Origin of the sequence: Streptococcus sp. IMAU 99161 (genome assembly GCF_014435245.1) — a bacterium.
GTDB classification, from domain to species: Bacteria; Bacillota; Bacilli; order Lactobacillales; family Streptococcaceae; genus Streptococcus; species Streptococcus lactarius.
The window spans coordinates 42,054-66,150 of sequence record NZ_JAAPAW010000008.1; the positions used below are offsets into that span (position 1 = coordinate 42,054).

The following is a 24,097-nucleotide window of genomic DNA, read 5'->3' on the forward strand; positions in this document are numbered from 1 at the left end:
AGGCGCAGTGGTTGAGTGGGCTCTACTACGCTGATTTCATCAGCTTTTACAGCCCTACTCAACTGTGCGGAGGTAGGACGACGAAATCGAGTTCTAACGAATTACCGATTTCTGTCCCACTCTCAGTAAACTAGTTTTGAACTTTCTTGAATTTCATCGGATAAACGAGATGTGCTCCTGTTTCTTCGAATGTTTTTTCAGCATAGATAGTAAGAATATCTCCGTTCAACTCGTAATGATAGGTGAGGGGAACGTCCTTTGAAGAAATAAACAGAGGAAGCACTCCAAAAATATTTGGAACTTCAGGGAATACAATCGTTTTTGCCTTTTCATCTAAAACCGCATCTGTTAGAGACGCTGTTACCACATTCGTTTTTTCATCTATACTTCCTTTTTGGTGTTGAAAAGTATCCATTTTCTTCTGGAACAGACCATTCAGAACTTTGACGGCTTCTTCTTTACTAGAGTATTGATCTTTATTCGTTTCATAATAGAAATCGAAATATTTATTCATATCCGCCGTATAAGAATAGGTTACGTTTTTACCTTTGATTTTTAAAGTTGGATTGATATCTTGGAAAGCTTCTGTTACTTTGAGACGACTGTCTGCTTCGTTATAATAAAATAAGAATGTTCGTTCAATCGTATCTCGAAAGTCAACGGCTTTCCATTCACCTTCTAGTGTTACTGGTTCTGGAGTCTTACTTTCTTTGGTTTGTTGTTGTCCGCATCCTGCAATCAATAGAAGAGCTAGAAGGGAAATGAGCCATAGAGTTATTTTTTTCATATTTTTCATTATCGTTCACTCCTTCTATTTTTTCTCTTCTGCGTAGTTGAAACGAAGGCGCATCACGTGTAAAAGGTTATTAGAGTCTTTTTCTTCTGCATAGAGTGTGATTTGTTTGTCTTCAACCGTATATTTGTAAGTTATTGGTTTAAGAGGGTCATAACCAGTCCCCATAATAATTTTGCTTAAGAATGTTGGTGTTTCAGGGAATGTAATGGTATGGTTTTTTGTGTTGATTTCACCTGTAAGAGAGTACTTATAAGAGCTGTTTGCTTCATCTAAAGTAATCTTTGTATGCTGAAGCGATTCAGTGTATTTCTTGAAATCGGCTGTCTTGTTTTTCAAATAGGTTTCGAAATCAGGAGTTTTAAGTCCTTGTGCATTGTATTGATCTTCATAGAGCTTGCGGTAGTTAAACTGATACTTCAATTCGACCTTCTTGTCTTTGATGTTCAGTGTCATATTGACGTCTTCAAAGTCATCGAGCATCAATGCGGATTGAAGCTTTTTCAAGTTGGAAGCCAGGAATACTTTTTGCATCGTCAATTGTTTTTCAGTCCATTTCCAAGTTCCTTGTTGATCGTGTGTAAGATCTTGTGGTCCTTTTGTTTGATTTTTTGGCTGACATCCTGCAATAAGGAGCACTGCAAAGACTATCAAGAATCCGAAAAGAATCTTCTTTGTTTTAGTAAACATAAATTTACCTCCGAAACGTTGTTACTTTTATTCTATCATTAAATGGAATAATCATAAAGTGAAATCGTAAGCGAGAGATTATGGAGAAGAAGAGAACGTATAATAAAAAGAAAGGTTAGTAACGAGTGCCGATCTTTCAAATTTTTCTAACGAACACCAATGAGAATTACGGTCTAGAAAATAGCAGGTTTTCCATTGGAAAATTATTTCTATTTTCATTTGAAATATTTGTCAGCTTATCCTCGGATCTATTGGTATTTTTTGCTATAATAGTGTGTATGAGTAGAATTTTAGACAACGAAATCATGGGCGATGAGGAAGCTGTTGAACGGACCTTACGCCCGCAATATTTACAGGAATATATTGGGCAAGACAAGGTCAAGGACCAGCTGAAAATCTTTATTGAAGCGGCCAAGCTTCGGGATGAGGCGCTGGACCATGTCCTCCTTTTTGGACCTCCAGGATTGGGGAAGACCACCATGGCCTTTGTCATTGCCAATGAGCTAGGCGTCAACCTCAAGCAGACGTCCGGCCCTGTCATTGAAAAGGCTGGTGATTTGGTAGCGATTCTTAATGACCTGGAGCCAGGTGATGTTCTCTTTATCGATGAGATCCACCGCTTACCTATGTCGGTTGAAGAAGTGCTTTACAGCGCCATGGAGGATTTTTACATTGACATCATGATTGGGGCTGGTGAGAGCAGCCGCAGTGTCCATCTGGAATTGCCTCCTTTCACTTTAATTGGGGCAACGACCCGAGCTGGGATGCTGTCCAATCCCTTGCGTGCTCGCTTTGGGATCACTGGGCACATGGAATACTATGAGCAGGATGATCTGACAGAGATCATCGAGCGGACGGCCGATATCTTTGAGATGGAGATCACCCACGAAGCTGCTGAAGAGCTTTCTCTTCGTAGTCGTGGGACTCCTCGGATTGCCAATCGCTTGCTCAAACGGGTACGCGATTTTGCCCAGATTATGGGCGATGGCTTGATTGATGATACCATTACGGACAAGGCCCTTTCCATGCTGGATGTGGATAATGAAGGATTAGATTATATCGACCAAAAGATTCTGCGCACCATGATCGAGATGTATGGGGGTGGACCGGTCGGACTTGGGACTCTATCGGTCAATATTGCTGAAGAACGCGAGACGGTAGAAGATATGTATGAGCCTTACTTGATCCAAAAAGGCTTTATCATGCGGACCCGGACTGGGCGCGTGGCAACTCGCAAGGCCTATGAACACCTGGGTTATCCCTACAATGGAGACTAGAAGAAGATGCTGACAGAAGAAACGATAGTAGAACAAATCCAAGCGGATCCGGAGATGATGGCGGTCTTGGCCATTATTCGAGATCTCAACTTGGCAGATGCTTGGTTAGCAGCGGGCGCGGTGCGTAATTTTATCTGGAACCAGCTCTCTGGAAGACCAGGGTTTGATGCGACAACCGATATGGATCTGGTCTTTTATGACCCCGCGATCAGCTATGAGGAGACGCAGCAGATTGAGCAGGAGCTGAAGAAAAAGTTTCCCCAGTACGCTTGGGAAGTCAAAAATCAAGTCTACATGCACCAGCATAGCCCAGGGACAGCTCCCTACACGAGTGCTTGTGATGCGGTTTCCAAATACCCTGAGCGGTGTACGGCTCTTGCGGTTCGCCTAAGGAAAGATGGTCAGTTGGAACTCTTTCTCCCCTATGGGACCAGGGACATCGAAGACTTCATCGTTCAGCCGACTCCACATTTTTTAGTCAGCCCAGAGCGTTTGGCGGTTTATACGGAACGCATGAAAAAGAAAAATTGGCAGAGCAAATGGCCTCAATTAGAGGTTCGTTTTCCAAAATAGAGAAAAAGATCAGATTGGAGCAGAACATCTGATTTTTCTTTAAAATGATAGGGCGCCTTTGTCATCTTTCTGTCATATTTTTGTTATAATAGTCATAGTGTGCGAGTTTCCCTTGGGAAAGCGCAAAGGTCTTGCAGGGTTGAAAATTCAAACAAGGAGTTGGGTGTTGCCATGAAACAAATCGTTTTTGTCTGCTTAGGAAATATTTGTCGAAGCCCCATGGCAGAGTTTGTCATGAAGAACTTAACCGATCAGTATCTGGTTGAAAGTCGAGCAACTTCCAACTGGGAACATGGCAATCCGATCCATCAGGGAACCCAGAAAATCTTTCAGAAACACCAGATTCCTTATGATCTAACCAAGACTTCCTTACAGATCAAGGATAAGGATTTTTATGACTTTGATCTGATCCTTGGGATGGATGAAAATAATGTGGCAGATCTCAAGCAAATGGCTCCTGCAGGAACCGAACACAAGATCCATTTGTTTGCAAGTGAAAGTGTCCCAGACCCTTGGTATACGGGTGATTTTGATGATACCTACCGCAGGGTTTTGGCTGGATGCGAGGCCTGGTTGGACCAGCTAGCAAGAACCGAAGAGTTTGATCGTTGAGAGAATACAGAATATGAAAGAATTTTATGAGACCTATAAGGTCTATCTGACAAGAAAAAATTTAGAAATCGTTGCCTTGGTCGTCATTATCCTGTCGGCCTTGATGGTCTTCGTTTCGGCCATTCCAGGTCAAGGTGTTTTAACCTTGGATAAGGGAGCGATCCGCTATGACGGGACTTTAGTTCGTGGGAAGATGAACGGCAAAGGAACTGTCACCTTCAAAAATGGGGATACTTATACAGGCAACTTTGTTAATGGTGCTTTCAGTGGTCAGGGCAAGTTCAAGGCCAAGGCTGGGTGGACCTATGAAGGCCACTTTGTCAATGGGCAGCCAGAAGGCAAAGGGACGTTGACAACAGAAGCCAATGTCGTTTACAAAGGAACATTCAAGCAGGGGATTTATCAAAATGCGCATTAAATGGTTTTCACTGGTCCGTGTCACAGGACTCCTACTAGTATTGCTTTACCATTTCTTCCAGAAAGCCTTTCCTGGAGGCTTTATCGGGGTGGATATTTTCTTCACTTTTTCAGGATTTTTGATCACAGCCCTCTTGATCGATGAATTTGCGCGCAAACAAGAGATTGACTATCTAGCCTTTTTGAAACGCCGTTTCTATCGGATTGTTCCGCCTTTGGTCTTTATGGTTTTGGTCGTGATGCCCTTTACCTTTATGGTGCAACGGGACTATGTGGCTGGGATCGGGACCCAGATTGCGGCAGTCTTTGGCTTTGTGACCAATTTCTTTGAAATGGCAACGGGTGGTAGTTATGAAAGCAACTTCATTCCCCACCTCTTCCTTCATACCTGGAGTTTGGCTTTAGAAGTGCATTACTATGTGCTCTGGGCGCTTCTAGCATGGTTTTTGGCTAAGCGGGCAAAGACGGTTGGGGCCTATCGTGGCATGCTCTTTTTGGCCTCTAGTGGACTCTTTCTCTTTACCTTCTTGTCCATGTTTATACGAGCCTTTTTAACAGCAAACTTTTCAACAATTTACTTCTCTAGCTTCACCCACATTTTCCCCTTCTTTGTGGGATCTTGCTTAGCAACGGTGACAGGGATTGTCAATGTGAGCCCGAACTTCACTAAGCTGGTGCAATCTTGGAATATGAAAAAGACGGTATCAGTCTTGGGAGGAAGCTTTGCCTTCTTATTCGTGCTGAGTCTTTTCTTGCCATTTGATAGCTTGTGGACCTATCTCTTTGGATTTTTAGCTGCAACCATTGCTGCTGCGGCCATGATTCTTGCAGCTCGTATTCTTCATGAAAAGACGCCTGATAAAAAAGAACCGGCTATCCTTAATTTCTTTGCGGATACTAGTTATGGTGTTTACCTCTTTCACTGGCCTTTCTTCATCATCTTCTCTCAACATTTGGGAACCATGATGGCAGCGATTGTCACCACCATCTTGTCTTTGACCTTGACAGCTCTTTCCTTCTACGTCTTAGAGCCTACGATTGCAGGAAAGAAACCACGCGTCTTTGGCATGAAGATGGATCTCAGCTTTTTGACCAAACCGGTCTTTTATCTCATGATCCCATTGGCCATACTGATGGTTGGGATTTCAGCTTTTGCGCCAACGGTTGGAGCCTTCGATGAGAGTTTGGTTGCCAGCGGGCTCAATCAAGCCGATAATAAAATGCAGGTCACACGGACCCAGGTGGACAATGCGACGGCGACAGATTACAACGTTTCAAATGGGGTGACCATGATCGGAGATTCGGTCAATTTGCGGGCACAAAATTATCTAATAAAAGCGATCCCTGGCATCCAGATTGATGCGGTAGTGAGCCGTCAGTTGGAAAATGGGATGAAGGTCTTTGAAACAGATATCTCCAATAAAGTACTCCTGAAAAATGTTGTCATTGCCCTCGGAACCAATACAGTTAGCAACTACAAACAACTGCTAGATCAGTATGTTAAAAAGTTGCCAAAAGGTCGTCGCTTGATTTTAGTGACACCATACGATGGACGGTATGCGAGTGATCAGTCAAGTGAGTCGGTCCAAACCCGTCTCTATGAGTTGGAATTGGCTAAGAAATATGACTTTATCACCATTGCAGACTGGTATCAAGTAGCCGTGGAAAATCCAAATATTTGGGTGGGAACAGACTCTGTACACTTTAATATGGAAACCAATGGTGGGGAGCTCTACGCTCAGACAGTCAAAGAAGCCCTTGACAAAGCTGAAAAAGGCCCTGTTAAGAAGTAGTCTAGATTTTTGGAAAAAGAAAGACAAATTCATATTAAAAACTTTCCTTAGGTGAGTACGGACGTCAGCGAACTTCAAAGAAGTTCCATGACTAAATTAAGATACAAAGGGCGTCTGCGGATAAAGTCAAAATAGGAAGTTTGACGTAGAATCTTTCGATTCTAGGAGAACTTATCTTTTTGACACAATCCGCAGCCCGTGTTCAATTTATTTTGAGCCCCTTCGCTCTTTAATTTCTGGGCTCAGGCTAAAACAGTTTCCCAAACTGTTTTACTCTCAATAATTCCGAGTGCCTGAAACTGTATTGTTTCAGGCACTTTTCTCACATCGGAAAGTTTCGGTATTTTCTTGATTCATTCTTAAAATTAGGACTCATCTTTATTTTTTACAAAAGTAGTTTGTCTACCTTCTAAAGCAACTTTATACTTGCAAAAGGTTGCTTTTTTTAGTAAGATAAAGAAAACGCTTACAAAAACGGAGTGAAAATCTCTCTTTGTGAAGAAAAAGTTTTTTAAAAATTTATTTCACAAAGTGTGGGTTTCAAAACCCCCTATCAAAGGAGTTTGAAAAAAGATTCACAAAATTAGAAAAAATCTTTGTGAAAATTGCTTGGAAGTGTTTACAAAAAGCTCAAAATAGAGTAGAATAATATTGTGAAATAATTAACAAAAGAAAGAATGGGTAAAAGGTTTGAGTGTTTACTGAAAACATGAAAACAACTTTCTTTTGAACAATTCGGAGGAAACCATCAAATGGCTGATAAAAAATCACTTACCCCTGAAGAAAAGAAACTCGCCGCTGAAAAGCACGTTGACGAGTTGGTCCAAAAGGGCCTTGTTGCATTAGAAGAAATGCGTAAATTAACGCAAGAGCAAGTGGACTATATCGTTGCAAAAGCATCTGTAGCAGCTCTTGATGCCCACGGAGAATTAGCCCTTCATGCATATGAAGAAACCGGTCGTGGTGTCTTTGAAGATAAGGCAACTAAGAACTTGTTTGCCTGCGAACATGTGGTCAACAACATGCGTCATACGAAAACAGTTGGCATCATCGATGACGATGATGTGACAGGCTTGACCTTGATTGCAGAACCAGTCGGCGTGATCTGTGGGATCACTCCAACCACTAACCCAACTTCTACAGCGATCTTCAAAGCCTTGATCTCATTGAAGACTCGTAACCCAATCATCTTTGCCTTCCACCCATCTGCTCAAGAATCTTCTGCTCATGCAGCTCAAATTGTACGGGATGCAGCGATCAAAGCAGGAGCACCTGAAAACTGTGTGCAATGGATCACGCAACCATCTATGGAAGCAACCAGTGCGCTGATGAACCACGAAGGAATTGCGACTATCCTTGCGACAGGTGGGAATGCCATGGTGAAAGCTGCCTATTCTTGCGGGAAACCAGCTCTTGGGGTAGGTGCTGGAAACGTACCTGCTTATGTTGAAAAAACAGCCAACATCCGTCAAGCAGCCCACGATATCGTCATGTCTAAATCATTTGACAACGGAATGGTTTGTGCATCTGAACAAGCGGTCATCATCGATAAAGAAATCTACGATGAGTTTGTAGAAGAATTCAAATCTTACCACACTTACTTTGTCAACAAAAAAGAAAAAGCCCTCCTTGAAGAGTTCTGCTTCGGTGTCAAAGCCAACAGCAAGAACTGTGCGGGTGCAAAATTGAATGCGGACATCGTTGGGAAACCAGCAGCATGGATCGCTGAACAAGCTGGCTTCTCTGTCCCAGAAGGTACCAATATCCTTGCTGCAGAAGTGAAAGAAGTTGGTCCAAAAGAACCATTGACTCGTGAAAAATTGTCTCCAGTCATCGCTGTTTTGAAAGCAGACAGCCGTGAAGATGGAATTGACAAAGCTCGTCAAATGGTTGAATTCAACGGTCTGGGTCACTCTGCTGCCATCCATACTGCAGATGCTGATCTGGCTAAAGAATTTGGGAAAGCAGTCAAAGCCATCCGTGTGATTTGGAACTCTCCTTCTACTTTTGGTGGTATCGGGGACGTATACAATGCCTTCTTGCCATCATTGACTCTTGGTTGTGGTTCATATGGACACAACTCAGTTGGTGATAACGTAAGCGCAGTAAACCTCTTGAATATCAAAAAAGTCGGACGCCGGAGAAATAACATGCAATGGATGAAACTTCCTTCGAAGACATACTTCGAACGTGGATCAATTGAATACTTACAAAAATGTCGTGATGTAGAACGTGTCATGATCGTGACAGACCATGCGATGGTAGAACTTGGTTTCTTGGATCGCATTATTGAACAATTAGACCTTCGCCGCAACAAGGTGGTTTACCAAATCTTTGCGGATGTTGAACCTGATCCAGATATCACAACGGTTGAACGTGGTACGGAGATCATGCGGACCTTCAAGCCAGATACGATCATCGCTCTTGGTGGTGGTTCTCCAATGGATGCGGCTAAGGTTATGTGGCTCTTCTATGAACAACCAGAAGTGGACTTCCACGATTTGATTCAAAAATTCATGGATATCCGTAAACGTGCCTTCAAATTCCCATTGCTTGGTAAGAAGACAAAATTCATCGCCATCCCAACAACATCTGGTACTGGATCAGAAGTTACACCATTTGCCGTTATCTCTGATAAAGCCAATAACCGCAAATACCCAATCGCTGACTACTCATTGACACCAACAGTGGCGATTGTGGACCCATCTCTTGTCTTGACTGTTCCAGGATCGGTTGCAGCAGACACTGGTATGGACGTCTTGACCCACGCGACAGAAGCTTATGTCTCTCAAATGGCTAGCGACTTTACCGATGGTCTTGCCCTTCAAGCTATTAAACTGGTCTTTGAAAACTTGGAAGAATCTGTGAAAACAGCCAACTACGATGCCCGCGAAAAGATGCACAATGCCTCTACGATCGCAGGTATGGCCTTCGCCAATGCCTTCCTCGGTATTTCTCACTCCATGGCCCACAAGATTGGTGCGCAATTCCACACCATTCACGGACGGACCAATGCCATCTTGCTTCCATACGTGATCCGTTACAACGGTACACGCCCAGCCAAGACTGCGACATGGCCTAAGTACAACTACTACCGTGCAGATGAAAAATACCAAGACATTGCTCGTATGTTAGGACTTCCATGCTCTACACCAGAGGAAGCTGTTGAAGCTTACGCAAAAGCTGTATATGAACTTGGTGAACGCTGTGGTATCCAAATGAACTTCAAGGCACAAGGAATCAACGAAAAAGAATGGAAGAAACATTCTCGTGAATTGGCCTTCCTCGCTTATGAAGATCAATGTTCACCAGCTAACCCACGTCTTCCAATGGTAGACCATATGCAAGAAATTATCGAAGATGCTTACTATGGTTACAAGGAACGTCCAGGACGTCGTAAATAAGACGCCGACGAACAACTGATGTTTATCAGCCCCCTCACTTGAAAGAGTGGGGGATTTTTTGCTTTGAGTTCGCAATTCCCTTGATTTTATGATAGGGTATAAGAAAAGAACTAGAACAAAGAAGGCAAAGATGAGAAAAAAGATTATAGGAATCCTTTTAGTGATCGTCGTCATTCTGGGTGTAGGGGTGATCTGGCTGAAGAACCCTCATCGAACAGCCCAAGGCTTGACCTATGAAGAGGAGAGCATTTTTAAACATTCTTTCCGTCTATTGGAAGAACAAACGGCATTGTACGTAAAGGAAAATTTCACAGGTATCGGTAAAATTGAATTTTCTCCGATTATCTTTGACGGAGGTTTGAAATCTGGGGATCCTTTACGAGTGAATGTGGTTCCGGTTGTCTATGACTGGCATGGAAACAAAGCTTATCTAGGGCGGGATGCAAAAGGAGAGCCCATGCTCCGCTATGGCTTCCACCAGGGAGTTGAATTTGATTTTGGGATGAATCATAAAGAGGTCATCTTCTTAGATAATTCAAAAACAGGAGAAGCAATTGACGTTTCGAATGAAGAGAAACTACCAGAAGATGCAAAGGTGAAAGAGGATGAAGGAATTGATACGAGTCTAAAGGTCCTAACGGATGCTGGGCAGTTAGTTGGGGTGAATAAAAATAAAAGCGGTAGCCCAGAAGCGAAGGTTGTTTATAACTTAGAGATCCAAGAAGGAGACTATAATAAATGACGCTAAAAAAGTTAAGTTTTTCCTTTTATTTTTTAGGAATACGAGGCTCAAATTCAATTTTTTTTCATCAAGCGCTGTTTTTTTTAACTATTTTTTGAAATTTTTATAGCATTACGAGCTAATTTATGTTACCCTATAGTGTGTGAATTTGCTTCTACTGATGAGGCAAGGAAGTTTAGGATCTGTGGACCATAAAATGAACCAAGAAAGGAGGCTATCTCAAATGGAGTTAGAAGATGAAATACAAGGGATGCAAGACCAGGCGCAGAAAATTATTGAGATGCCACAAAGGGATCAACAAGCACCTAGATCAGAAACTCCATCATCTGCCTCGGTTGTTTCTCTGCATGGGCAGGGGACACCTGAGGATGCGTCTAGCATTCCTAGCCTCCATCAGCAACTAGCGAGTGCGTCTGGGACCCAGACCATTCAATTGCGAGAGGAATTGGTACTGGCAGTAGCGCAAAATGCTTCAGCGCAAGCGACGGTCTTTGAGGCCGAGCTCAAAGATCAGCTAGAAGTGGCCAAGGATACGGTTTCCCATAAGGTTGCGGAGGTGTCTCAAATGGCCCACAGCATGGCCCAATTTTTAACAGACGCAGAAGTGGAGCAACTATTAGGAGAGTTCTCCATGGATACTTGCTGGGACCAAGCGGTCGAGGCGGAAAACCTGGCTCAAGCAAGGGCCTACTCGACACGTCTGTCAGATCTGGCAGGGCAACTAGAGGCTGCATCAGCCCAATTGGTGGACTTGGACAAGGGACAAGCAGCGGCCTTTGATTTTTCATAAGTAGGAGAAAAAGATGTTAGAAATCCTGGGAGAGGATAGAGAACGCATTGAGGAGCTCCATCGAGAGATTAAAAAGGAGCAAGAGCGGATTGCAATTCGGAGTTTGATTGCAACGCAAAAAGCCTTGATGATGTTGGAAGGGATGAGTTTGCAGGTGACTTTGAGCGGTCAATCCGAAAAGATGCGCACTTTTGCCACAACGACCCTAGTTAATGATTTGAAAGATGGATTTACAGGAGGAGCAGCGGACGCGGCAGAAACTGCACTGAAATCAGTGAAAAAGCCGATTTTCATGAGTCCGATTAAAGGAGGTATGTGATGTACCATTCAGGAAATAATGAATTAGAACAGCTAGAAGATCGACATCACCGCTTCAATCAAAAGCTGAGTGAGTTGGAGTGGGATTATGCGGATATGCGTATGGATGTCCGCCAACACACAGAAAATTTAGTAGACTGGCTGAGTGCTCTGCATTTTCAAGCCCCAAGTGCGGAAGCTCAAAGTGGCTTGGAGCGTTTATTTGCCTTGCAAGAAGAGTTTGAGGCAGAACTCAAACGCTATGAAGAGCGCTTAGAAGAAGAACGCGAACGCGAGCAGCAAGAGTACTATAAGCAGCGCCAACAATTAGAACAAGGTGATTAAAACATTCCTCTGATAGAGAATAAGAGGGATGTTTTATTTTGCTCAAAACACTTTTAAAAATATGGCCACAGCCCGTTGCAAGCGCTTACTTATTATGTTATAATATTCACAAATAAAACAAAAATAAAATGGTTTATCAAACCAACAAAGAAAAGGAGTCGCTTATGAAAGCTGCAACCTATGTATCTGCGGGCAATCTGCAACTAATCGACCAACCAAAACCAGAAATCAAAAACCCAACGGATGCGATTGTACGTGTCTTAAAAACAACCATCTGTGGGACAGACCTTCACATCCTAGGAGGAGATGTTCCTGCCTGTAAGGAAGGCACGATTCTAGGTCACGAAGGGATCGGAATTGTCGAAGAAGTCGGCGATGCGGTTACTAACTTCAAGGTGGGCGACAAGGTCATTATCTCTTGTGTCACAGCTTGTAACACCTGCTACTACTGTAAACGTAGTCTGCCTTCTCACTGTGAAGATGGTGGTTGGATTTTGGGTCACTTGATCAACGGAACCCAAGCAGAATATGTGCATATTCCACATGCGGATGGCAGTCTTTATCATGCGCCTGAAACGGTGGATGACGAAGCCTTGGTCATGCTCTCAGATATTCTCCCAACCTCTTATGAAATTGGGGTCCTCCCATCTCATGTAAAACCAGGCGATAATGTCTGTATCGTTGGAGCTGGTCCAATTGGCCTTGCGGCTCTCTTGACCGTTCAGTTCTTCTCACCTGCTACGATTATCATGGTGGACTTATCTGAATCTCGTCTTGAAGCAGCTAAGAAATTCGGGGCTACTCACACCATCTGCTCAAGCGATATTGCGGAAATCAAGGCCTTTATCAATGAAGTGACGGACGGCCGTGGGGTTGATATTTCTATGGAATGTGTAGGTTATCCTGCTACATTTGATGTCTGCCAAAACGTCATCTCTGTCGGTGGTCATATTGCCAACGTCGGTGTTCACGGAAAACCGGTTAGCTTCAATTTGGACGAATTGTGGATCAAGAACATTACCCTCAACACCGGTCTTGTTAATGCCAACACCACTGAAATGCTGCTGAATGTCTTAAAATCTGGTAAGATCGATGCAACCAAGCTCATCACCCACCACTTCAAACTCTCAGAAGTCGAAAAGGCCTATGATGTCTTTAAACATGCGGGTGAAAACAATGCCCTCAAGGTGATTATCGAAAATGACATCAGTCAATAAGGTGGGAGTTACTCTTTGTTCATAGTTTTTTTAGAAGGGCCAGAGATATTCTGGTCCTATTTTCAGCCCTAACTAACCGCTTTTACCTTGCAAAAAAAGTTCTTTATCTTATAATATAAGTTTAGAAAACGATTACAATAAAAGAAAGGTGTGATCTTATGAAATGGTTTCATTATCATCGTGAATTCTGGATGGACTTTCATTTCTGGATCTTGGTCTTGCTTTTGGTGGCTGTGACGTTGATGATGCAGACACCGCTTTCGGTTATTAGTCTAACTTATCTTGCATTTGTAGGGATTTTGCTCCTGCTTCAGGTTTTTCAACCGCCTGTATCGACACGTCAGTATCCAGAAGGTAGCTACCATTTTAACTGGACCTTCTATCGCGATACCAGACTGTATATCGATCTCTTTATCTTAGCTGGTCTCTTGTCAGGGCCAATTGTTTCGTCAGATGCGCTCTATTGGATCTTGCTTGGTGCCGTTGTCGGCTCTATTGCTTTTGTGTTTGTCGTAAAGGAAAAAGCGACTAAAAAGATGGGCTAGGTAGATGAGATGGTCTCAGTATTATAGAGTAGAAATACTTCTTTAGAAGAATCAGAAAAATTAATTTGGCAGGGTTTTTCTTTTTAATAAAATTATTTTGGAGAACAATTGAATATTGTTCTCCTTTTTTATTTTCAGGAGGGAAAATGACAAAAGAATTACAATCATCACGCTATATTGTCATTTCATTTTTAGTACGTGAAATGGGAATAGATATTGTCGAGGCCATATCTCTTATGGCTGAATTGGAAAAAAGTGGCTTGGTTCGCTTGGAATCAAGTGGAGATTTAACACTCAAAGAACTTGGAGGCGCGCTATGAAACGAATTACCGCAAATCAATACCAAACTTCAGAACGGTATTACAAATTACCTAAAATTTTATGGAACTTGGTTAGAAAATTAAATATTCGAGTTGCTTTGACAAGTGTTTTATTTGCCTTAGCACATCATCCAGGAAGCATTCTAGCTTGGTGTTTATATGCTTCACTTGGGATGTTTTTAGGGCTTGTACGCTACAAATCGGACTTATGGGGCAGTATGGGGCTACATTTAGTGTGGAACCTACTAGTTTATAGTTTGATGCTTTTTTAAAATAGGTGATCTGATTTATCTCATAAATCAGTAGTTTTTATAGGATTATTTTTAATTCGGAAACAAAAATGTATTAACAGCATAAAATAAAGAAACTAGGAACATTTTTTCTATTTTTTTAGAAATAAAATGTTGTATAGAAATTCCGAAAGAAATAATAAAATCAAAATAAAAATTAATAAAATAGGTATATATGAACATATTGATGTCGACAAATGTTCTTGCAAGACATAAAATACAAATAAAAAGAATAAAAAATTGTTATATTTTTATATTTGTTGTTCTGTTATAAAATGAAAGAAATTAGAAACTACTTTCTAAATCATGAAAAATATTGAAAAAAAAGAAATAAGTGTTAAAATAAAGAATGTAAACGTTTACTTCAATAAAGAAGCTCATATGTTACTGCAAAAAGAACTAATTCCAATGATAGAAGCTAACTTACCAAATATGGCATATGCTGAAAAAGACATTGCTATATTCTTTTTAAAACAGCAACCTCTGAATAATTATTCATGTGAGGCATTGTGCGAATGCCTTAATGTATCCAAAGCAACATTGACTCGATTTGCGAAAAAATGTGGTTTTAAAGGTTTTAGACAATTCATTTTCAAATACCAAGAGATGATTCGTGAGAAAGAAAAGTTAGCATTGTATACAGAGGCTACAGAAAAAGTTTTATCCGACTATGAAGAAATGTTGAGAAAAACTTACACGGTTCTTGATGAAGTTCAACTTGAGCGTATTGCTGAGATGATAGAAACTGCTGAGCGTGTATATCTTTATGGTAAAGGAAGTTCTGTTCTTACTGAAAATAAAATATCTGCACCTAAATATACAACGATTCATGATATTTCAGAAATTAAAGCGAATTCAAGTTGGGAAGTTCGTCACTAGTCACTAATAGAAAAGAGAAAATAATATGATTATTTCTGAACAATCTGATTTTAGACGATATGCTTCTGTCAATAAACATTTTTCAAAAGTCTGTGATTTTTTAGAAAATACAAATTTGACAGATTTAGTTGATGGAAAAATTGATATTGACGGGGAAAATGTTTTTGCAAATTGTATGACTTATCTAGCTGATGGAGTTCCAGGAGATATTTTTGAAACTCATAAGAAATATTTAGATATTCATATTGTTGTTGAAAATACAGAAAAAATGGCAGTAACTTCCCCAGTTCGTGCTCAGTCACGTATACCTTTTAGCGAAGAGAAGGATATTGCTTTTTACGATAGCAAAGACTATCAAATTGTTGAATTGCTTCCAGGGAATATGTTGGTGACTTTTGAAGAAGATCTTCACCAACCAAAGATTCATTGCAATGATGAAACTGTTAAAAAACTTGTTATCAAAGTTTTAAACGAGGAAAAATAAAATGAACTTCATATGAAAAATGTTGTACCATATATAACATTTAAGATTGAAGATTTGAAAAAGAATTAAAGCTGAAATTTAAAAATATATAGAAAGAGGATAAAAATTATGGTAAATTACGGTATTGTTGGAGCTGGATATTTTGGAGCTGATTTGGCTCGCTCAATGAACAAAATTGAAGATGCAAAAGTGGTTGCGGTATTTGACCCAAATCATGGAGAAGAAGTTGCTCAAGAGTTGGGATCAGATGTTTGTGCAAGTTTAGATGAACTTGTAGCACGTGAAGATATTGATTGTGTGATCGTAGCTTCACCTAGCTACCTTCACCGTGAACCTGTTGTGAAAGCTGCTCAACATGGCAAACACGTATTTTGTGAAAAGCCAATTGCATTGTCTTATGAAGATTGTAAAGCCATGGTTGACGCATGTAAAGAAAATAATGTTATCTTTATGGCTGGTCACATCATGAACTTCTTTAATGGTGTACACCATGCTAAAGAATTGATTACTCAAGGTAAAATCGGTAAAGTTCTTTATTGCCATGCCGCTCGTACAGGTTGGGAAGAACAACAACCAACTGTATCATGGAAGAAACTTCGTTCTCAATCTGGAGGACATTTGTACCACCATATTCATGAATTAGATTGCATTCAGTTCATCATGGGAGGACTTCCTGAAAAAGCGACAATGGTAGGAGGCAATGTATATCATAAAGGTGAAAACTTTGGTGATGAAGATGATATGCTCATTGTAAACCTAGAATACTCTGATGATCGTTATGCTGTTTTGGAATATGGTAATGCTTTCCGTTGGGGTGAACACTACGTCTTGATTCAAGGAACTGAAGGAGCTATCAAACTTGACTTGTTCAATACTGGAGGTACTCTTCGTGTTAAAGGTGAAGGAGAATCACACTTCTTAGTACATGAAACTCAAGAGGAAGATGATGACCGTACAGCTATCTATACCGGTCGTGGTATGGATGGAGCAATTGCGTACGGTAAACCAGGAGTACGTTGCCCATTATGGTTACAAACATGTATTGATAAAGAAATGGAATATCTACATGACATCATTAAAGGTGGAGAAATTACAGAAGAATATGAAAAACTTCTCAATGGTGTAGCTGCTTTAGAATCAATCGCTACCGCTGATGCATGTACTTTATCAGTTAAAGAAGATCGAAAAGTAAGTCTTTCAGAAATCACAAATGCTTAACTATTGTAAAACAGAATAGTAAATTCTTGTCATTATATAATTTCTAAAGTTCTGTGATACAACTCATTGAATAAAGGAATAGAGACGAAAAACCAAGAAGGATGAGTTTTATCTCATCCTTCTTGGTTTTTTAAATAGGGAGACCATATTAAGATTTTCGAGAACGTTGACCAGAAAGCTTTTTGTTTTCCCAATAGCGATTAAACACCGTCTCTTTTTCATCTCGATTTTTACTGAGAAAATGGGTGTAGATCAGGTCGACCACAATCAGTAAAGGAAGGACCGCTGAGATGCGATCAATATAGGTATTGCTAGGAAGAGGAGCAGCAGGCACTACTTCAGTAAAATCATGGTGGACACAAGCAGGGTTAGCTGTTACAAGGACAGTTTTTGCACCGTTTTCCTTGGCTTTCACCAAACTATCTGTAATAGCGTTTGTCTTACCCGATAAGGAAAATCCAAGGACCAAGCAGGAGGAATCGAGAATACTGGTGGTCCAGGTAAATCCGTCCTGATCGGTCACGACTTCCCCTGCTACACCGAGTCGCATGAGGCGTAATTTCATCTCCCGGGCTACCAAGCTGGAACTTCCGATCCCGAAGTAGTAGACCCGGTCTGCCTGATCGATTAAGTCTGCCACATGCTCCAATTGGGGATCTTTGACGAAGTTTTCAGTAACGTTACTGATATGGTGGTAGCGTTGCAAGACGCTGAGAGTGAGTTCATCATGCTCTTCTTCTTGCTGTTGATTTTTCGCTTCTTCGTTAAAATGGTAGACAAATTCCCGATAGCCAGTAAACCCGCATTTTTGGGAAAAACGGGTCAAAGCGGCTTTTGAGACATGTAGCAATTTGGTCACGCGAGACGAGGATAGGGAATGCTGTCGTGCTTCGGATGATAGAAAATAGTGGGCAATGTCGCGTTCCATATCTGTCAATTCCGTTTCATGACTAGCGATAATCATGCGTAAATCTTGATCTTGTTTCACAGCAGTCCTCCTTTCTCGCGAAATGAAATAACAGGACACTCCTATAATATATTACATATTATAACATGGAGAGACCATTTTATTCAAGCAAAAGCGAGTAAAAACCATTGAAACTAGTAACAGGATATAAGGGGAAAACGAACGATGTTAAAAGTAGTCTCAAGAGTAAATTTACTTTCAGAATGAGAAGGCCAAAAAGTAGACATGTAAAATAGCAGTTATGAGAAATAAATAAAGGAGTAAGCCAAGTATGGGAGAAAGGCTTCTCTCAGCTCTTGATAAAAAAGGACCTAAAAAAATAACGTAAAATATTTGTATATGAAATCAAATAGGTATACAATAAAAATATAGGAAGCCTAAAATTTTTTAGAAAGTACTTTCTAATTATAGGAAAAGTATTGAAAATACATATTTAAAGTATTATGATTGTTGGTGTAAGAGCTTACAATTCAAAAAAGAAGCAGGTGATTAAATCATGGAAGAGTTACGGCATAAGCTGATTGTATCGTGTCAAGCTCTACCAGACGAACCATTGCATAGTGATTTTATTATGGCTCGTATGGCAGTGGCTGCTAAGGAAGGAGGAGCATCTGGAATCCGTGCCAATTCGGTTGTTGATATTGCAGCAATTCGAAAAGCGGTAGATTTACCCATCATTGGGATCATCAAACGAGATTACGAAGGTGCAGATGTTTATATCACGGCAACTATGAAAGAGGTAGATGAACTCATGACGGTTCGTCCGAATATCATTGCGATAGATGCCACAACTTCTACACGACCAAATGGCGAAAGCTTGAAAGAATTTTTCCAAAAAGTAAAGGAAAAATATCCGGATCAATTGTGGATGGCAGATTGTTCTACTATTGATGAAATGCTGACGGCTGACCAATTAGGTTTCGATTTTATTGGAACGACCTTGGTGGGCTACACCAAGCAAAGTCAGGGCGATAAAATCGAATCAAATGACTTTGAAATTATTCGCAAGGCCCTGAGTAAACTATCTCATCCATTAATTGCAGAAGGCAACATCGATACCCCTGATAAAGTCCGTAGGGTCTTGGAGCTAGGTGCCTATAGTGTTGTCGTAGGATCTGCTATTACACGTCCACAACTAATTACAAAAAAATTTGTAGAAGCAACAAAATAAAGAAAGAGGTCTCCAAATGACAAATGCAAATTTGAAAAAATATGAAGGTGTTATTCCAGCGTTTTATGCTTGCTATGATGAAAATGGCGAAGTGAGTCCAGAAAGAGTCCGTGCCTTGACGCAATACCATATTGACAAAGGGGTACAAGGGGTCTATGTCAACGGTTCTTCTGGAGAATGTATTTATCTTAGCGTGGAAGATCGTAAGCTGATTTTAGAGAATGTGATGGCGGTTGCGAAAGGAAAACTAACCGTTATTGCCCATGTCGCATGTAACAATACTAAAGATAGTGTTGAACTTGCTAAGCATGCTGAAAGCTTGGGAGTAGATGCTATTGCAGCGATCCCACCTATTTATTTCCGTCTTCCTGCCTATTCGATTGCTCGCTATTGGAATGACATGAGCAAGGCTGCACCAAATACAGATTTTATCATTTATAATATTCCGCAACTGTCTGGTACCACCCTCACGCGCGACCTGTATGCTGAAATGCGCAAGAATCCACGGGTAATCGGGGTGAAAAATTCATCTATGCCAACACAAGATATCCAAATGTTTGTAGCTGATGGAGGAGATGACCATATTGTCTTTAATGGACCAGATGAACAGTTCATTAGTGGCCGCGTTATTGGCGCAAAAGCTGGAATTGGTGGTACTTACGGGGTGATGCCTGATTTGTTCTTAAAATTAAATGAATTGATCAAACAATCCGATTTTGAAACAGCTAAAGAATTGCAATATGCGATCAATGATGTCATTTATAAAATGGTCAGTGGACGAGCAAATCTTTATGCAGTGATCAAAGAAATTCTCCGTCTAAATGAAAAATTAGATCTTGGTTCTGTAAGAGCACCACTTGAACCTTTACATGAAGAAGATCTGGCAATTGCAAAAGAAGCAGCTGACTTAATCAATAAGGCAAGAGAACGCTTCTTGTAATCAGTGTATAGAGCTTCATAGGAGCGGGAACGATTCCGATGTGTGGACGGGTTGAAGAGGTTTCCCAAATCTTTTCAATCTTCCTGCTCCTAAAAAGTAGTGCTTTGAGCGATTGGCTACTGTGTCAATCTAGTTTTTTCAAGTATCGTTTTAGAGGTTGGACTGTTACCTAGCCTTCTGAAGTACTTGTTGGATGGAGAAAGTAATATGGGAAATTCTGGTTTTACAACAATTGATTTAATTGTTTTGATTGTCTATTTATTGGCAGTATTGATTGCAGGACTTCTATTTTCCAAAAAGGAAATGCAAGGAAAAGAGTTCTTCAAAGGAGATGGTACCGTCCCTTGGTACGTTACCTCGGTGTCTATTTTTGCGACCATGCTAAGTCCGATCTCTTTCATGGGATTACCGGGAAATTCTTATGCTGGGACTTGGATTTTATGGTTTGCTCAATTAGGGCTAATCATTGCAGTGCCGTTGTCTATTAAGTATATCTTGCCTATCTTTGCAAGAATGGACATTGATACCGCCTATGATTATCTAGAACGAAGATTTGATTCTCGACCTCTTCGTGTGATTTCAGCCTTGCTATTTATCATCTACCAAATTGGACGGATGTCCATTATCATGTACTTGCCTTCCGCTAGCTTAGCGATTTTAACAGGTATTGATGTCAACATCTTGATTATCCTGATGGGAATTGTGGCGATCATCTACTCCTACACTGGAGGAATCAAGTCTGTATTGTGGACTGATTTTATTCAGGGTGCGGTTTTAATCGTTGGTGTCATCATCTCATTGGTTGTATTGGTTGGCAATTTGCATGGTGGATTTGGTTCGATTTTCCATGAATTAGCTCATGGTAAATTCATTGCCCCAACTGAGAAATTATTTGACCCGAATTTGTTGTCCGGATCTGTATTCCTGATTCTCATGGGATCTGGATTAACCATCTTGTCTTCTTATGCGTCTTCTCAAGACTTAGTCCAACGCTTTACGACCACTCAAAATATTAAAAAATTGAATAAAATGATGTTTACCAATGGTGTACTTTCCCTTGGGACAGCAACTGTATTTTATTTGATTGGTACAGGTCTTTACGTTTATTACAAGGTTCAAAATCCAGGAGCTTTTGGTAGTGATATTCCTCAGGATCAAATCTTCACTTATTTCATTGCTTATCAATTGCCTGTTGGGATTACAGGAATTATCTTAGCAGCCATTTATGCTGCAGCTCAATCAACCTTATCTACAGGTTTGAATTCTGTAGCGACTTCCTGGACCTTGGATATTCAAGATGTTATCTCTAAAGATATGACGGACGCTACACGTACGAAAATTGCACGTTATATTTCCTTGGGAGTAGGTATTTTCTCAATTGTTGTGTCGATCGTGATGGCTCATTCAGATATCAAATCAGCCTATGAATGGTTTAATAGCTTTATGGGATTGGTATTAGGAATCTTAGGCGGTATCTTTGTTCTTGGATTCGCTTCTAAAAAAGCCAACAAGTATGGTGCCTATACTGCCTTGGTGGTTTCTAGTATCGTGATGATTGTGATCAAATACGTGCTTCCTGCAACAGCAGTAAACTATTGGGCTTATTCATTCATTTCAATTTTTGTATCATTAGTATCTGGATATGTTGTTTCACTATTGACTCAAAAAGGTAGTGCAGCTCCTAAATATACCACGATCTATGATATTCCTGAAATCCATGCGGATAGTAGCTGGGCAAAACGTCAATAAAGTGGTATACCAGCTATTGAAGATAGGGAAACAGGTCCCTATCTTCAATAGGCAAGAGCCATCAGAAGCCTAGGTAGAATTTGGAAAGGAGTTCCAATATGGAATTAGTACAGTATAAAGATGCAGCGATTGCACGAGACATTCAACACCCTGCACTCAAGAAAGTGGTAGACTATTTAAAAACACACGATGTCAGTCAAGAGGAAAAGGGGACGCATACAGTCTCTGATGATTTCTTTTACAATGTGATTGAAATGGAAACAACGGATGAAGAGCACCGTGTGTGGGAAAGCCACCGAGCTTACTATGACGTTCATGTCCTATTTGAAGGAAAAGAACGCATCTCATATAATTTTTTGTCCAATATGAAGGTGGAAGATTATGTGAAAGAAGAGGATTGGCAACAAATGTCTGGTTCTTCCCTGTTTGATATTCATTTTACCCCTGGTAGCATTTTGTTATTAGATCCAAATGATGCGCACAAGACAGGTTTGAAAGTGGATCAGGCACAAGGTATTCGCAAGGTCGTTTTTAAAGTGCGCTTATAGCCTGCGTGGTTCATTCTTTTCATTCCAAGCGGGAGAAATAGAACAATTTTTGAGGGAAGGGTTCTTGTCATCTGGCCACTGATTTCTCTCATTGAGTGGTCTAAATGGCTCGATAGAGCCTTTCAGAGGACGGATGTTCCCATGAATTGTTAGTGGAGGTTGGAGACTATTCCCAGCCTCTTTCCCCGTTTTTAGAAGATCTTGCCAGAGTGGAGGAGAAATGGTTACATTAGAAAAAAGTATACAACCTATTATTGAGTCGGTCTATGAAAGCTTAACGGATTTAGAGAAGAAAATAGCCGACTATTTTTTATCTGATCAGGTTATGCAAGACGACTTGTCTGCACAATCAGTAGCGAAACGATTGTATGTTTCCCTCTCTTCTTTGACAAGATTCGCTAAAAAGTGTGGGTTTACAGGATACCGGCAATTTGTCTATGAATTTGAAGGCTCCAATCAGGAGATTCAAAACCTTAGTCACCATATTACAAAAAGCGTCTTATCCGATTATGGAGAGTTGCTAAATAAGACATTTTCCTTGATTGATGAAGAACAGTTCTTGCGTGTCAGCCGGATGTTAGACAAGGCGAAACGGGTCTATATATACGGGATGGGGAGTTCCGGCCTTGTGGCGCGTGAAATGGAATTTCGTTTCATGAGATTAGGAATGATTTGTAAGGCGATTACAGATGACCACATGATTCGAGTCAATGAGGTCATGCTGGATGACGAATGTCTGGTGATCGGGATTTCATTATCAGGTGAGACCAAAGAAATTCTAGATGCTGTATATCAGGCGAAACACAGAGGCTCTAGGACGGTCTTGATAACATCCAAAACAAGTGCGTTTTTAAAAGAGCGGTGTGAGGAGCTGGTATCTGTGGCCGTAAAGGAAAGTTTGCCTCAAGGTACGCTGATCTCTCCACAATTTCCAGTCTTAGTCGTAGTGGATATTTTTTATGCCTATTATGTGGATTTGGATAGAGAAAAAAGAAACCATATCTTTACCAACACACTTTCGGCCCTCAATATGCATAAGAAGGAGGATGAACAATGAATATTTTAGGAATCGACATTGGAGGTACATCTATTAAAGCGGATGTATACGACGAAGATGGGACTGCTTTGGGACATTTTTCGGAACAGAGTACCAAGATATGCCATGAGAACCAAACCAATGGGATCCTGGAGCAAATTTGTGACCTCATTGCCAGCTATCAATCTAGTCTTGATTTAGACGGGGTTGCGATTTCGACAGCAGGTGTGGTCGACAGCCAATCAGGGAAAATTGTATATGCAGGTTATACCATTCCTTCTTACAGTGGAACTGATTTTTCCAGCGAGATTCAGAAACGATTTTCCATTCCCGTCACAGTAGAAAATGATGTCAATTGCGCCTTGTTAGGAGAAATGTGGAAAGGTGCAGCCAGAAATAGCCATTCTACTGTTATGATTACGGTTGGGACCGGTATCGGTGGTGGTATTTTCACCAATGAACAAATCTTGTCCGGGCATAATTTCACAGCAGGCGAAATCGGATATTTACCGATTGGGAATGCTGATTGGCAATCCTTAGCGTCTGCGTCAGCACTTGTTCAGATGTATGAGGAAGCAACTGGCTTACACCATCAAACCGGTAAAACTTTTTTTGAGGCGGTGGATAAGGGTGATCCAGTTGCTTTGAGAGTCTTAGAAACATACGTTCATCATCTGGCACAAGGATTGGTCACTCTTTCTTATGTCTTAAATCCGGAGAAAATGATTTTAGGAGGTGGCATCTTTGCTCGCTCAGATGTTTTGCTGCCTCTGTTGCAAAATGAGTTGTATCATGCAGTTCAGGACCAACGATTCTTACCGCGAGAAATTGTAACGGCTACATTAGGAAATGAAGCAGGAAGATTGGGAGCAGTAGCCAAATTTTTAATGGATCAGGGGAAAAACTTGTCTTAAAAAACGGTCGTTTTAGGAGCGATCGATCCCTAATTTCCCGAACAAAACTATGTAAAATATGGTATAATCTAAGGTAATTATACTGT

Annotated in this window: 25 protein-coding genes and 1 pseudogene; 23 read left to right on the plus strand and 3 right to left on the minus strand. The window is 40.8% G+C overall.

Going from position 1 to position 24,097, the window contains the following annotated elements; all coding sequences use genetic code 11:
* Positions 1 to 130 precede the first annotated feature (130 nt).
* Positions 131 to 796, minus strand: coding sequence for a hypothetical protein (locus tag HA044_RS03955; RefSeq protein WP_187539505.1), 666 nt, complete (start codon positions 794 to 796; stop codon positions 131 to 133).
* 15 nt (positions 797 to 811) lie between these two features.
* Positions 812 to 1,483, minus strand: a complete 672-nt coding sequence (locus HA044_RS03960; protein WP_187539508.1) for a hypothetical protein — start codon at positions 1,481 to 1,483, stop codon at positions 812 to 814.
* 278 nt (positions 1,484 to 1,761) lie between these two features.
* Here HA044_RS03960 and ruvB point away from each other — a divergent pair, with 278 nt between their 5' ends.
* From ruvB to HA044_RS04045, 17 genes and pseudogenes are all read left to right on the plus strand, one after another.
* A complete protein-coding gene (gene ruvB, locus HA044_RS03965) occupies positions 1,762 to 2,760 on the plus strand; it encodes a Holliday junction branch migration DNA helicase RuvB (protein WP_187539510.1) in 999 nt (332 codons plus the stop codon).
* 6 nt (positions 2,761 to 2,766) lie between these two features.
* Positions 2,767 to 3,333: a nucleotidyltransferase family protein gene (locus tag HA044_RS03970; RefSeq protein WP_187539513.1), complete on the plus strand. Its 567-nt coding sequence runs from the start codon at positions 2,767 to 2,769 to the stop codon at positions 3,331 to 3,333.
* A gap of 171 nt (positions 3,334 to 3,504) precedes the next feature.
* On the plus strand, positions 3,505 to 3,945 hold the full coding sequence (locus HA044_RS03975) for a low molecular weight protein-tyrosine-phosphatase (protein WP_187539515.1): 441 nt from the start codon (positions 3,505 to 3,507) through the stop codon (positions 3,943 to 3,945).
* Positions 3,946 to 3,958: 13 nt separating this feature from the next.
* Positions 3,959 to 4,363: an MORN repeat-containing protein gene (locus HA044_RS03980; RefSeq protein ID WP_187539518.1), complete on the plus strand. Its 405-nt coding sequence runs from the start codon at positions 3,959 to 3,961 to the stop codon at positions 4,361 to 4,363.
* Positions 4,353 to 6,155, plus strand: a complete 1,803-nt coding sequence (locus HA044_RS03985; RefSeq protein WP_187539520.1) for an acyltransferase family protein — start codon at positions 4,353 to 4,355, stop codon at positions 6,153 to 6,155. Before HA044_RS03980 ends, HA044_RS03985 begins: the two co-directional genes overlap by 11 nt.
* Positions 6,156 to 6,907: 752 nt before the next feature.
* Positions 6,908 to 9,559 carry a bifunctional acetaldehyde-CoA/alcohol dehydrogenase gene (gene adhE / locus HA044_RS03990; RefSeq protein ID WP_187539522.1) on the plus strand — a complete coding sequence of 884 codons (2,652 nt, stop codon included), beginning with the start codon at positions 6,908 to 6,910 and terminating at the stop codon, positions 9,557 to 9,559.
* Between the two features lie 130 nt (positions 9,560 to 9,689).
* Positions 9,690 to 10,301: a hypothetical protein gene (locus HA044_RS03995; protein ID WP_222935330.1), complete on the plus strand. Its 612-nt coding sequence runs from the start codon at positions 9,690 to 9,692 to the stop codon at positions 10,299 to 10,301.
* A 223-nt stretch (positions 10,302 to 10,524) separates the two neighbouring features.
* Positions 10,525 to 11,091 (plus strand): hypothetical protein, encoded by a 567-nt coding sequence (locus tag HA044_RS04000; RefSeq protein WP_187539524.1) that lies wholly within the window; start codon positions 10,525 to 10,527, stop codon positions 11,089 to 11,091.
* A 13-nt stretch (positions 11,092 to 11,104) separates the two neighbouring features.
* Positions 11,105 to 11,410 (plus strand): hypothetical protein, encoded by a 306-nt coding sequence (locus HA044_RS04005; protein ID WP_187539527.1) that lies wholly within the window; start codon positions 11,105 to 11,107, stop codon positions 11,408 to 11,410.
* On the plus strand, positions 11,410 to 11,733 hold the full coding sequence (locus tag HA044_RS04010) for a hypothetical protein (RefSeq protein ID WP_187539529.1): 324 nt from the start codon (positions 11,410 to 11,412) through the stop codon (positions 11,731 to 11,733). Before HA044_RS04005 ends, HA044_RS04010 begins: the two co-directional genes overlap by 1 nt.
* A gap of 164 nt (positions 11,734 to 11,897) precedes the next feature.
* Entirely contained in the window at positions 11,898 to 12,950 is a 1,053-nt protein-coding gene (locus HA044_RS04015) for a zinc-dependent alcohol dehydrogenase family protein (protein WP_187539531.1), read from the plus strand.
* 158 nt (positions 12,951 to 13,108) lie between these two features.
* Entirely contained in the window at positions 13,109 to 13,495 is a 387-nt protein-coding gene (locus HA044_RS04020; protein ID WP_187539533.1) for an ABC transporter permease, read from the plus strand.
* A 146-nt stretch (positions 13,496 to 13,641) separates the two neighbouring features.
* Positions 13,642 to 13,815: a hypothetical protein gene (locus HA044_RS04025; RefSeq protein ID WP_016397890.1), complete on the plus strand. Its 174-nt coding sequence runs from the start codon at positions 13,642 to 13,644 to the stop codon at positions 13,813 to 13,815.
* Between the two features lie 53 nt (positions 13,816 to 13,868).
* A pseudogene (locus HA044_RS04030) lies at positions 13,869 to 14,087 on the plus strand (type II CAAX prenyl endopeptidase Rce1 family protein); the annotation flags it as partial.
* 324 nt (positions 14,088 to 14,411) lie between these two features.
* Complete coding sequence (locus HA044_RS04035) at positions 14,412 to 14,984, plus strand: MurR/RpiR family transcriptional regulator (RefSeq protein ID WP_262407532.1); 573 nt, start codon at positions 14,412 to 14,414, stop codon at positions 14,982 to 14,984.
* Between the two features lie 25 nt (positions 14,985 to 15,009).
* A complete protein-coding gene (locus tag HA044_RS04040; protein WP_187539535.1) occupies positions 15,010 to 15,468 on the plus strand; it encodes a YhcH/YjgK/YiaL family protein in 459 nt (152 codons plus the stop codon).
* A gap of 108 nt (positions 15,469 to 15,576) precedes the next feature.
* The gene (locus tag HA044_RS04045) at positions 15,577 to 16,686 is read left to right on the plus strand and encodes a Gfo/Idh/MocA family protein (RefSeq protein WP_000248712.1); all 1,110 of its coding nucleotides are present in this window, start codon (positions 15,577 to 15,579) and stop codon (positions 16,684 to 16,686) included.
* 148 nt (positions 16,687 to 16,834) lie between these two features.
* Here HA044_RS04045 and HA044_RS04050 read toward each other — a convergent pair whose 3' ends face one another.
* On the minus strand, positions 16,835 to 17,674 hold the full coding sequence (locus HA044_RS04050) for a MurR/RpiR family transcriptional regulator (protein ID WP_187539537.1): 840 nt from the start codon (positions 17,672 to 17,674) through the stop codon (positions 16,835 to 16,837).
* A gap of 475 nt (positions 17,675 to 18,149) precedes the next feature.
* Here HA044_RS04050 and HA044_RS04055 point away from each other — a divergent pair, with 475 nt between their 5' ends.
* The 6 genes from HA044_RS04055 to HA044_RS04080 all read left to right on the plus strand — a co-directional run bounded on the left by HA044_RS04055 (position 18,150) and on the right by HA044_RS04080 (position 24,011).
* Entirely contained in the window at positions 18,150 to 18,824 is a 675-nt protein-coding gene (locus HA044_RS04055) for an N-acetylmannosamine-6-phosphate 2-epimerase (protein WP_187539539.1), read from the plus strand.
* Positions 18,825 to 18,840: 16 nt separating this feature from the next.
* Entirely contained in the window at positions 18,841 to 19,764 is a 924-nt protein-coding gene (locus HA044_RS04060) for a dihydrodipicolinate synthase family protein (RefSeq protein ID WP_187539541.1), read from the plus strand.
* Positions 19,765 to 19,971: 207 nt separating this feature from the next.
* The gene (locus HA044_RS04065; RefSeq protein WP_187539543.1) at positions 19,972 to 21,513 is read left to right on the plus strand and encodes a sodium:solute symporter; all 1,542 of its coding nucleotides are present in this window, start codon (positions 19,972 to 19,974) and stop codon (positions 21,511 to 21,513) included.
* A 98-nt stretch (positions 21,514 to 21,611) separates the two neighbouring features.
* Positions 21,612 to 22,061, plus strand: a complete 450-nt coding sequence (locus tag HA044_RS04070; protein ID WP_187539545.1) for a YhcH/YjgK/YiaL family protein — start codon at positions 21,612 to 21,614, stop codon at positions 22,059 to 22,061.
* A 220-nt stretch (positions 22,062 to 22,281) separates the two neighbouring features.
* Complete coding sequence (locus tag HA044_RS04075) at positions 22,282 to 23,118, plus strand: MurR/RpiR family transcriptional regulator (RefSeq protein WP_187539547.1); 837 nt, start codon at positions 22,282 to 22,284, stop codon at positions 23,116 to 23,118.
* Positions 23,115 to 24,011 carry an ROK family protein gene (locus HA044_RS04080; RefSeq protein ID WP_187539549.1) on the plus strand — a complete coding sequence of 299 codons (897 nt, stop codon included), beginning with the start codon at positions 23,115 to 23,117 and terminating at the stop codon, positions 24,009 to 24,011. The genes HA044_RS04075 and HA044_RS04080 overlap by 4 nt, the downstream gene beginning before the upstream one ends.
* Positions 24,012 to 24,097: the final 86 nt, after the last annotated feature.

Excerpts from the sequence above, each read along its gene's own strand:
- HA044_RS03955 (WP_187539505.1), bottom strand. The coding sequence starts at position 796 with ATGAAAAATATGAAAAAAATAACTCTATGGCTCATTTCCCTTCTAGCT.
- HA044_RS03960 (WP_187539508.1), bottom strand. The coding sequence starts at position 1,483 with ATGTTTACTAAAACAAAGAAGATTCTTTTCGGATTCTTGATAGTCTTT.
- ruvB (WP_187539510.1), top strand. The coding sequence starts at position 1,762 with ATGAGTAGAATTTTAGACAACGAAATCATGGGCGATGAGGAAGCTGTT.
- HA044_RS03970 (WP_187539513.1), top strand. The coding sequence starts at position 2,767 with ATGCTGACAGAAGAAACGATAGTAGAACAAATCCAAGCGGATCCGGAG.
- HA044_RS03975 (WP_187539515.1), top strand. The coding sequence starts at position 3,505 with ATGAAACAAATCGTTTTTGTCTGCTTAGGAAATATTTGTCGAAGCCCC.
- HA044_RS03980 (WP_187539518.1), top strand. The coding sequence starts at position 3,959 with ATGAAAGAATTTTATGAGACCTATAAGGTCTATCTGACAAGAAAAAAT.
- HA044_RS03985 (WP_187539520.1), top strand. The coding sequence starts at position 4,353 with ATGCGCATTAAATGGTTTTCACTGGTCCGTGTCACAGGACTCCTACTA.
- adhE (WP_187539522.1), top strand. The coding sequence starts at position 6,908 with ATGGCTGATAAAAAATCACTTACCCCTGAAGAAAAGAAACTCGCCGCT.
- HA044_RS03995 (WP_222935330.1), top strand. The coding sequence starts at position 9,690 with ATGAGAAAAAAGATTATAGGAATCCTTTTAGTGATCGTCGTCATTCTG.
- HA044_RS04000 (WP_187539524.1), top strand. The coding sequence starts at position 10,525 with ATGGAGTTAGAAGATGAAATACAAGGGATGCAAGACCAGGCGCAGAAA.
- HA044_RS04005 (WP_187539527.1), top strand. The coding sequence starts at position 11,105 with ATGTTAGAAATCCTGGGAGAGGATAGAGAACGCATTGAGGAGCTCCAT.
- HA044_RS04010 (WP_187539529.1), top strand. The coding sequence starts at position 11,410 with ATGTACCATTCAGGAAATAATGAATTAGAACAGCTAGAAGATCGACAT.
- HA044_RS04015 (WP_187539531.1), top strand. The coding sequence starts at position 11,898 with ATGAAAGCTGCAACCTATGTATCTGCGGGCAATCTGCAACTAATCGAC.
- HA044_RS04020 (WP_187539533.1), top strand. The coding sequence starts at position 13,109 with ATGAAATGGTTTCATTATCATCGTGAATTCTGGATGGACTTTCATTTC.
- HA044_RS04025 (WP_016397890.1), top strand. The coding sequence starts at position 13,642 with ATGACAAAAGAATTACAATCATCACGCTATATTGTCATTTCATTTTTA.
- HA044_RS04035 (WP_262407532.1), top strand. The coding sequence starts at position 14,412 with ATGAAAAATATTGAAAAAAAAGAAATAAGTGTTAAAATAAAGAATGTA.
- HA044_RS04040 (WP_187539535.1), top strand. The coding sequence starts at position 15,010 with ATGATTATTTCTGAACAATCTGATTTTAGACGATATGCTTCTGTCAAT.
- HA044_RS04045 (WP_000248712.1), top strand. The coding sequence starts at position 15,577 with ATGGTAAATTACGGTATTGTTGGAGCTGGATATTTTGGAGCTGATTTG.
- HA044_RS04055 (WP_187539539.1), top strand. The coding sequence starts at position 18,150 with ATGGAAGAGTTACGGCATAAGCTGATTGTATCGTGTCAAGCTCTACCA.
- HA044_RS04060 (WP_187539541.1), top strand. The coding sequence starts at position 18,841 with ATGACAAATGCAAATTTGAAAAAATATGAAGGTGTTATTCCAGCGTTT.
- HA044_RS04065 (WP_187539543.1), top strand. The coding sequence starts at position 19,972 with ATGGGAAATTCTGGTTTTACAACAATTGATTTAATTGTTTTGATTGTC.
- HA044_RS04070 (WP_187539545.1), top strand. The coding sequence starts at position 21,612 with ATGGAATTAGTACAGTATAAAGATGCAGCGATTGCACGAGACATTCAA.
- HA044_RS04075 (WP_187539547.1), top strand. The coding sequence starts at position 22,282 with ATGGTTACATTAGAAAAAAGTATACAACCTATTATTGAGTCGGTCTAT.
- HA044_RS04080 (WP_187539549.1), top strand. The coding sequence starts at position 23,115 with ATGAATATTTTAGGAATCGACATTGGAGGTACATCTATTAAAGCGGAT.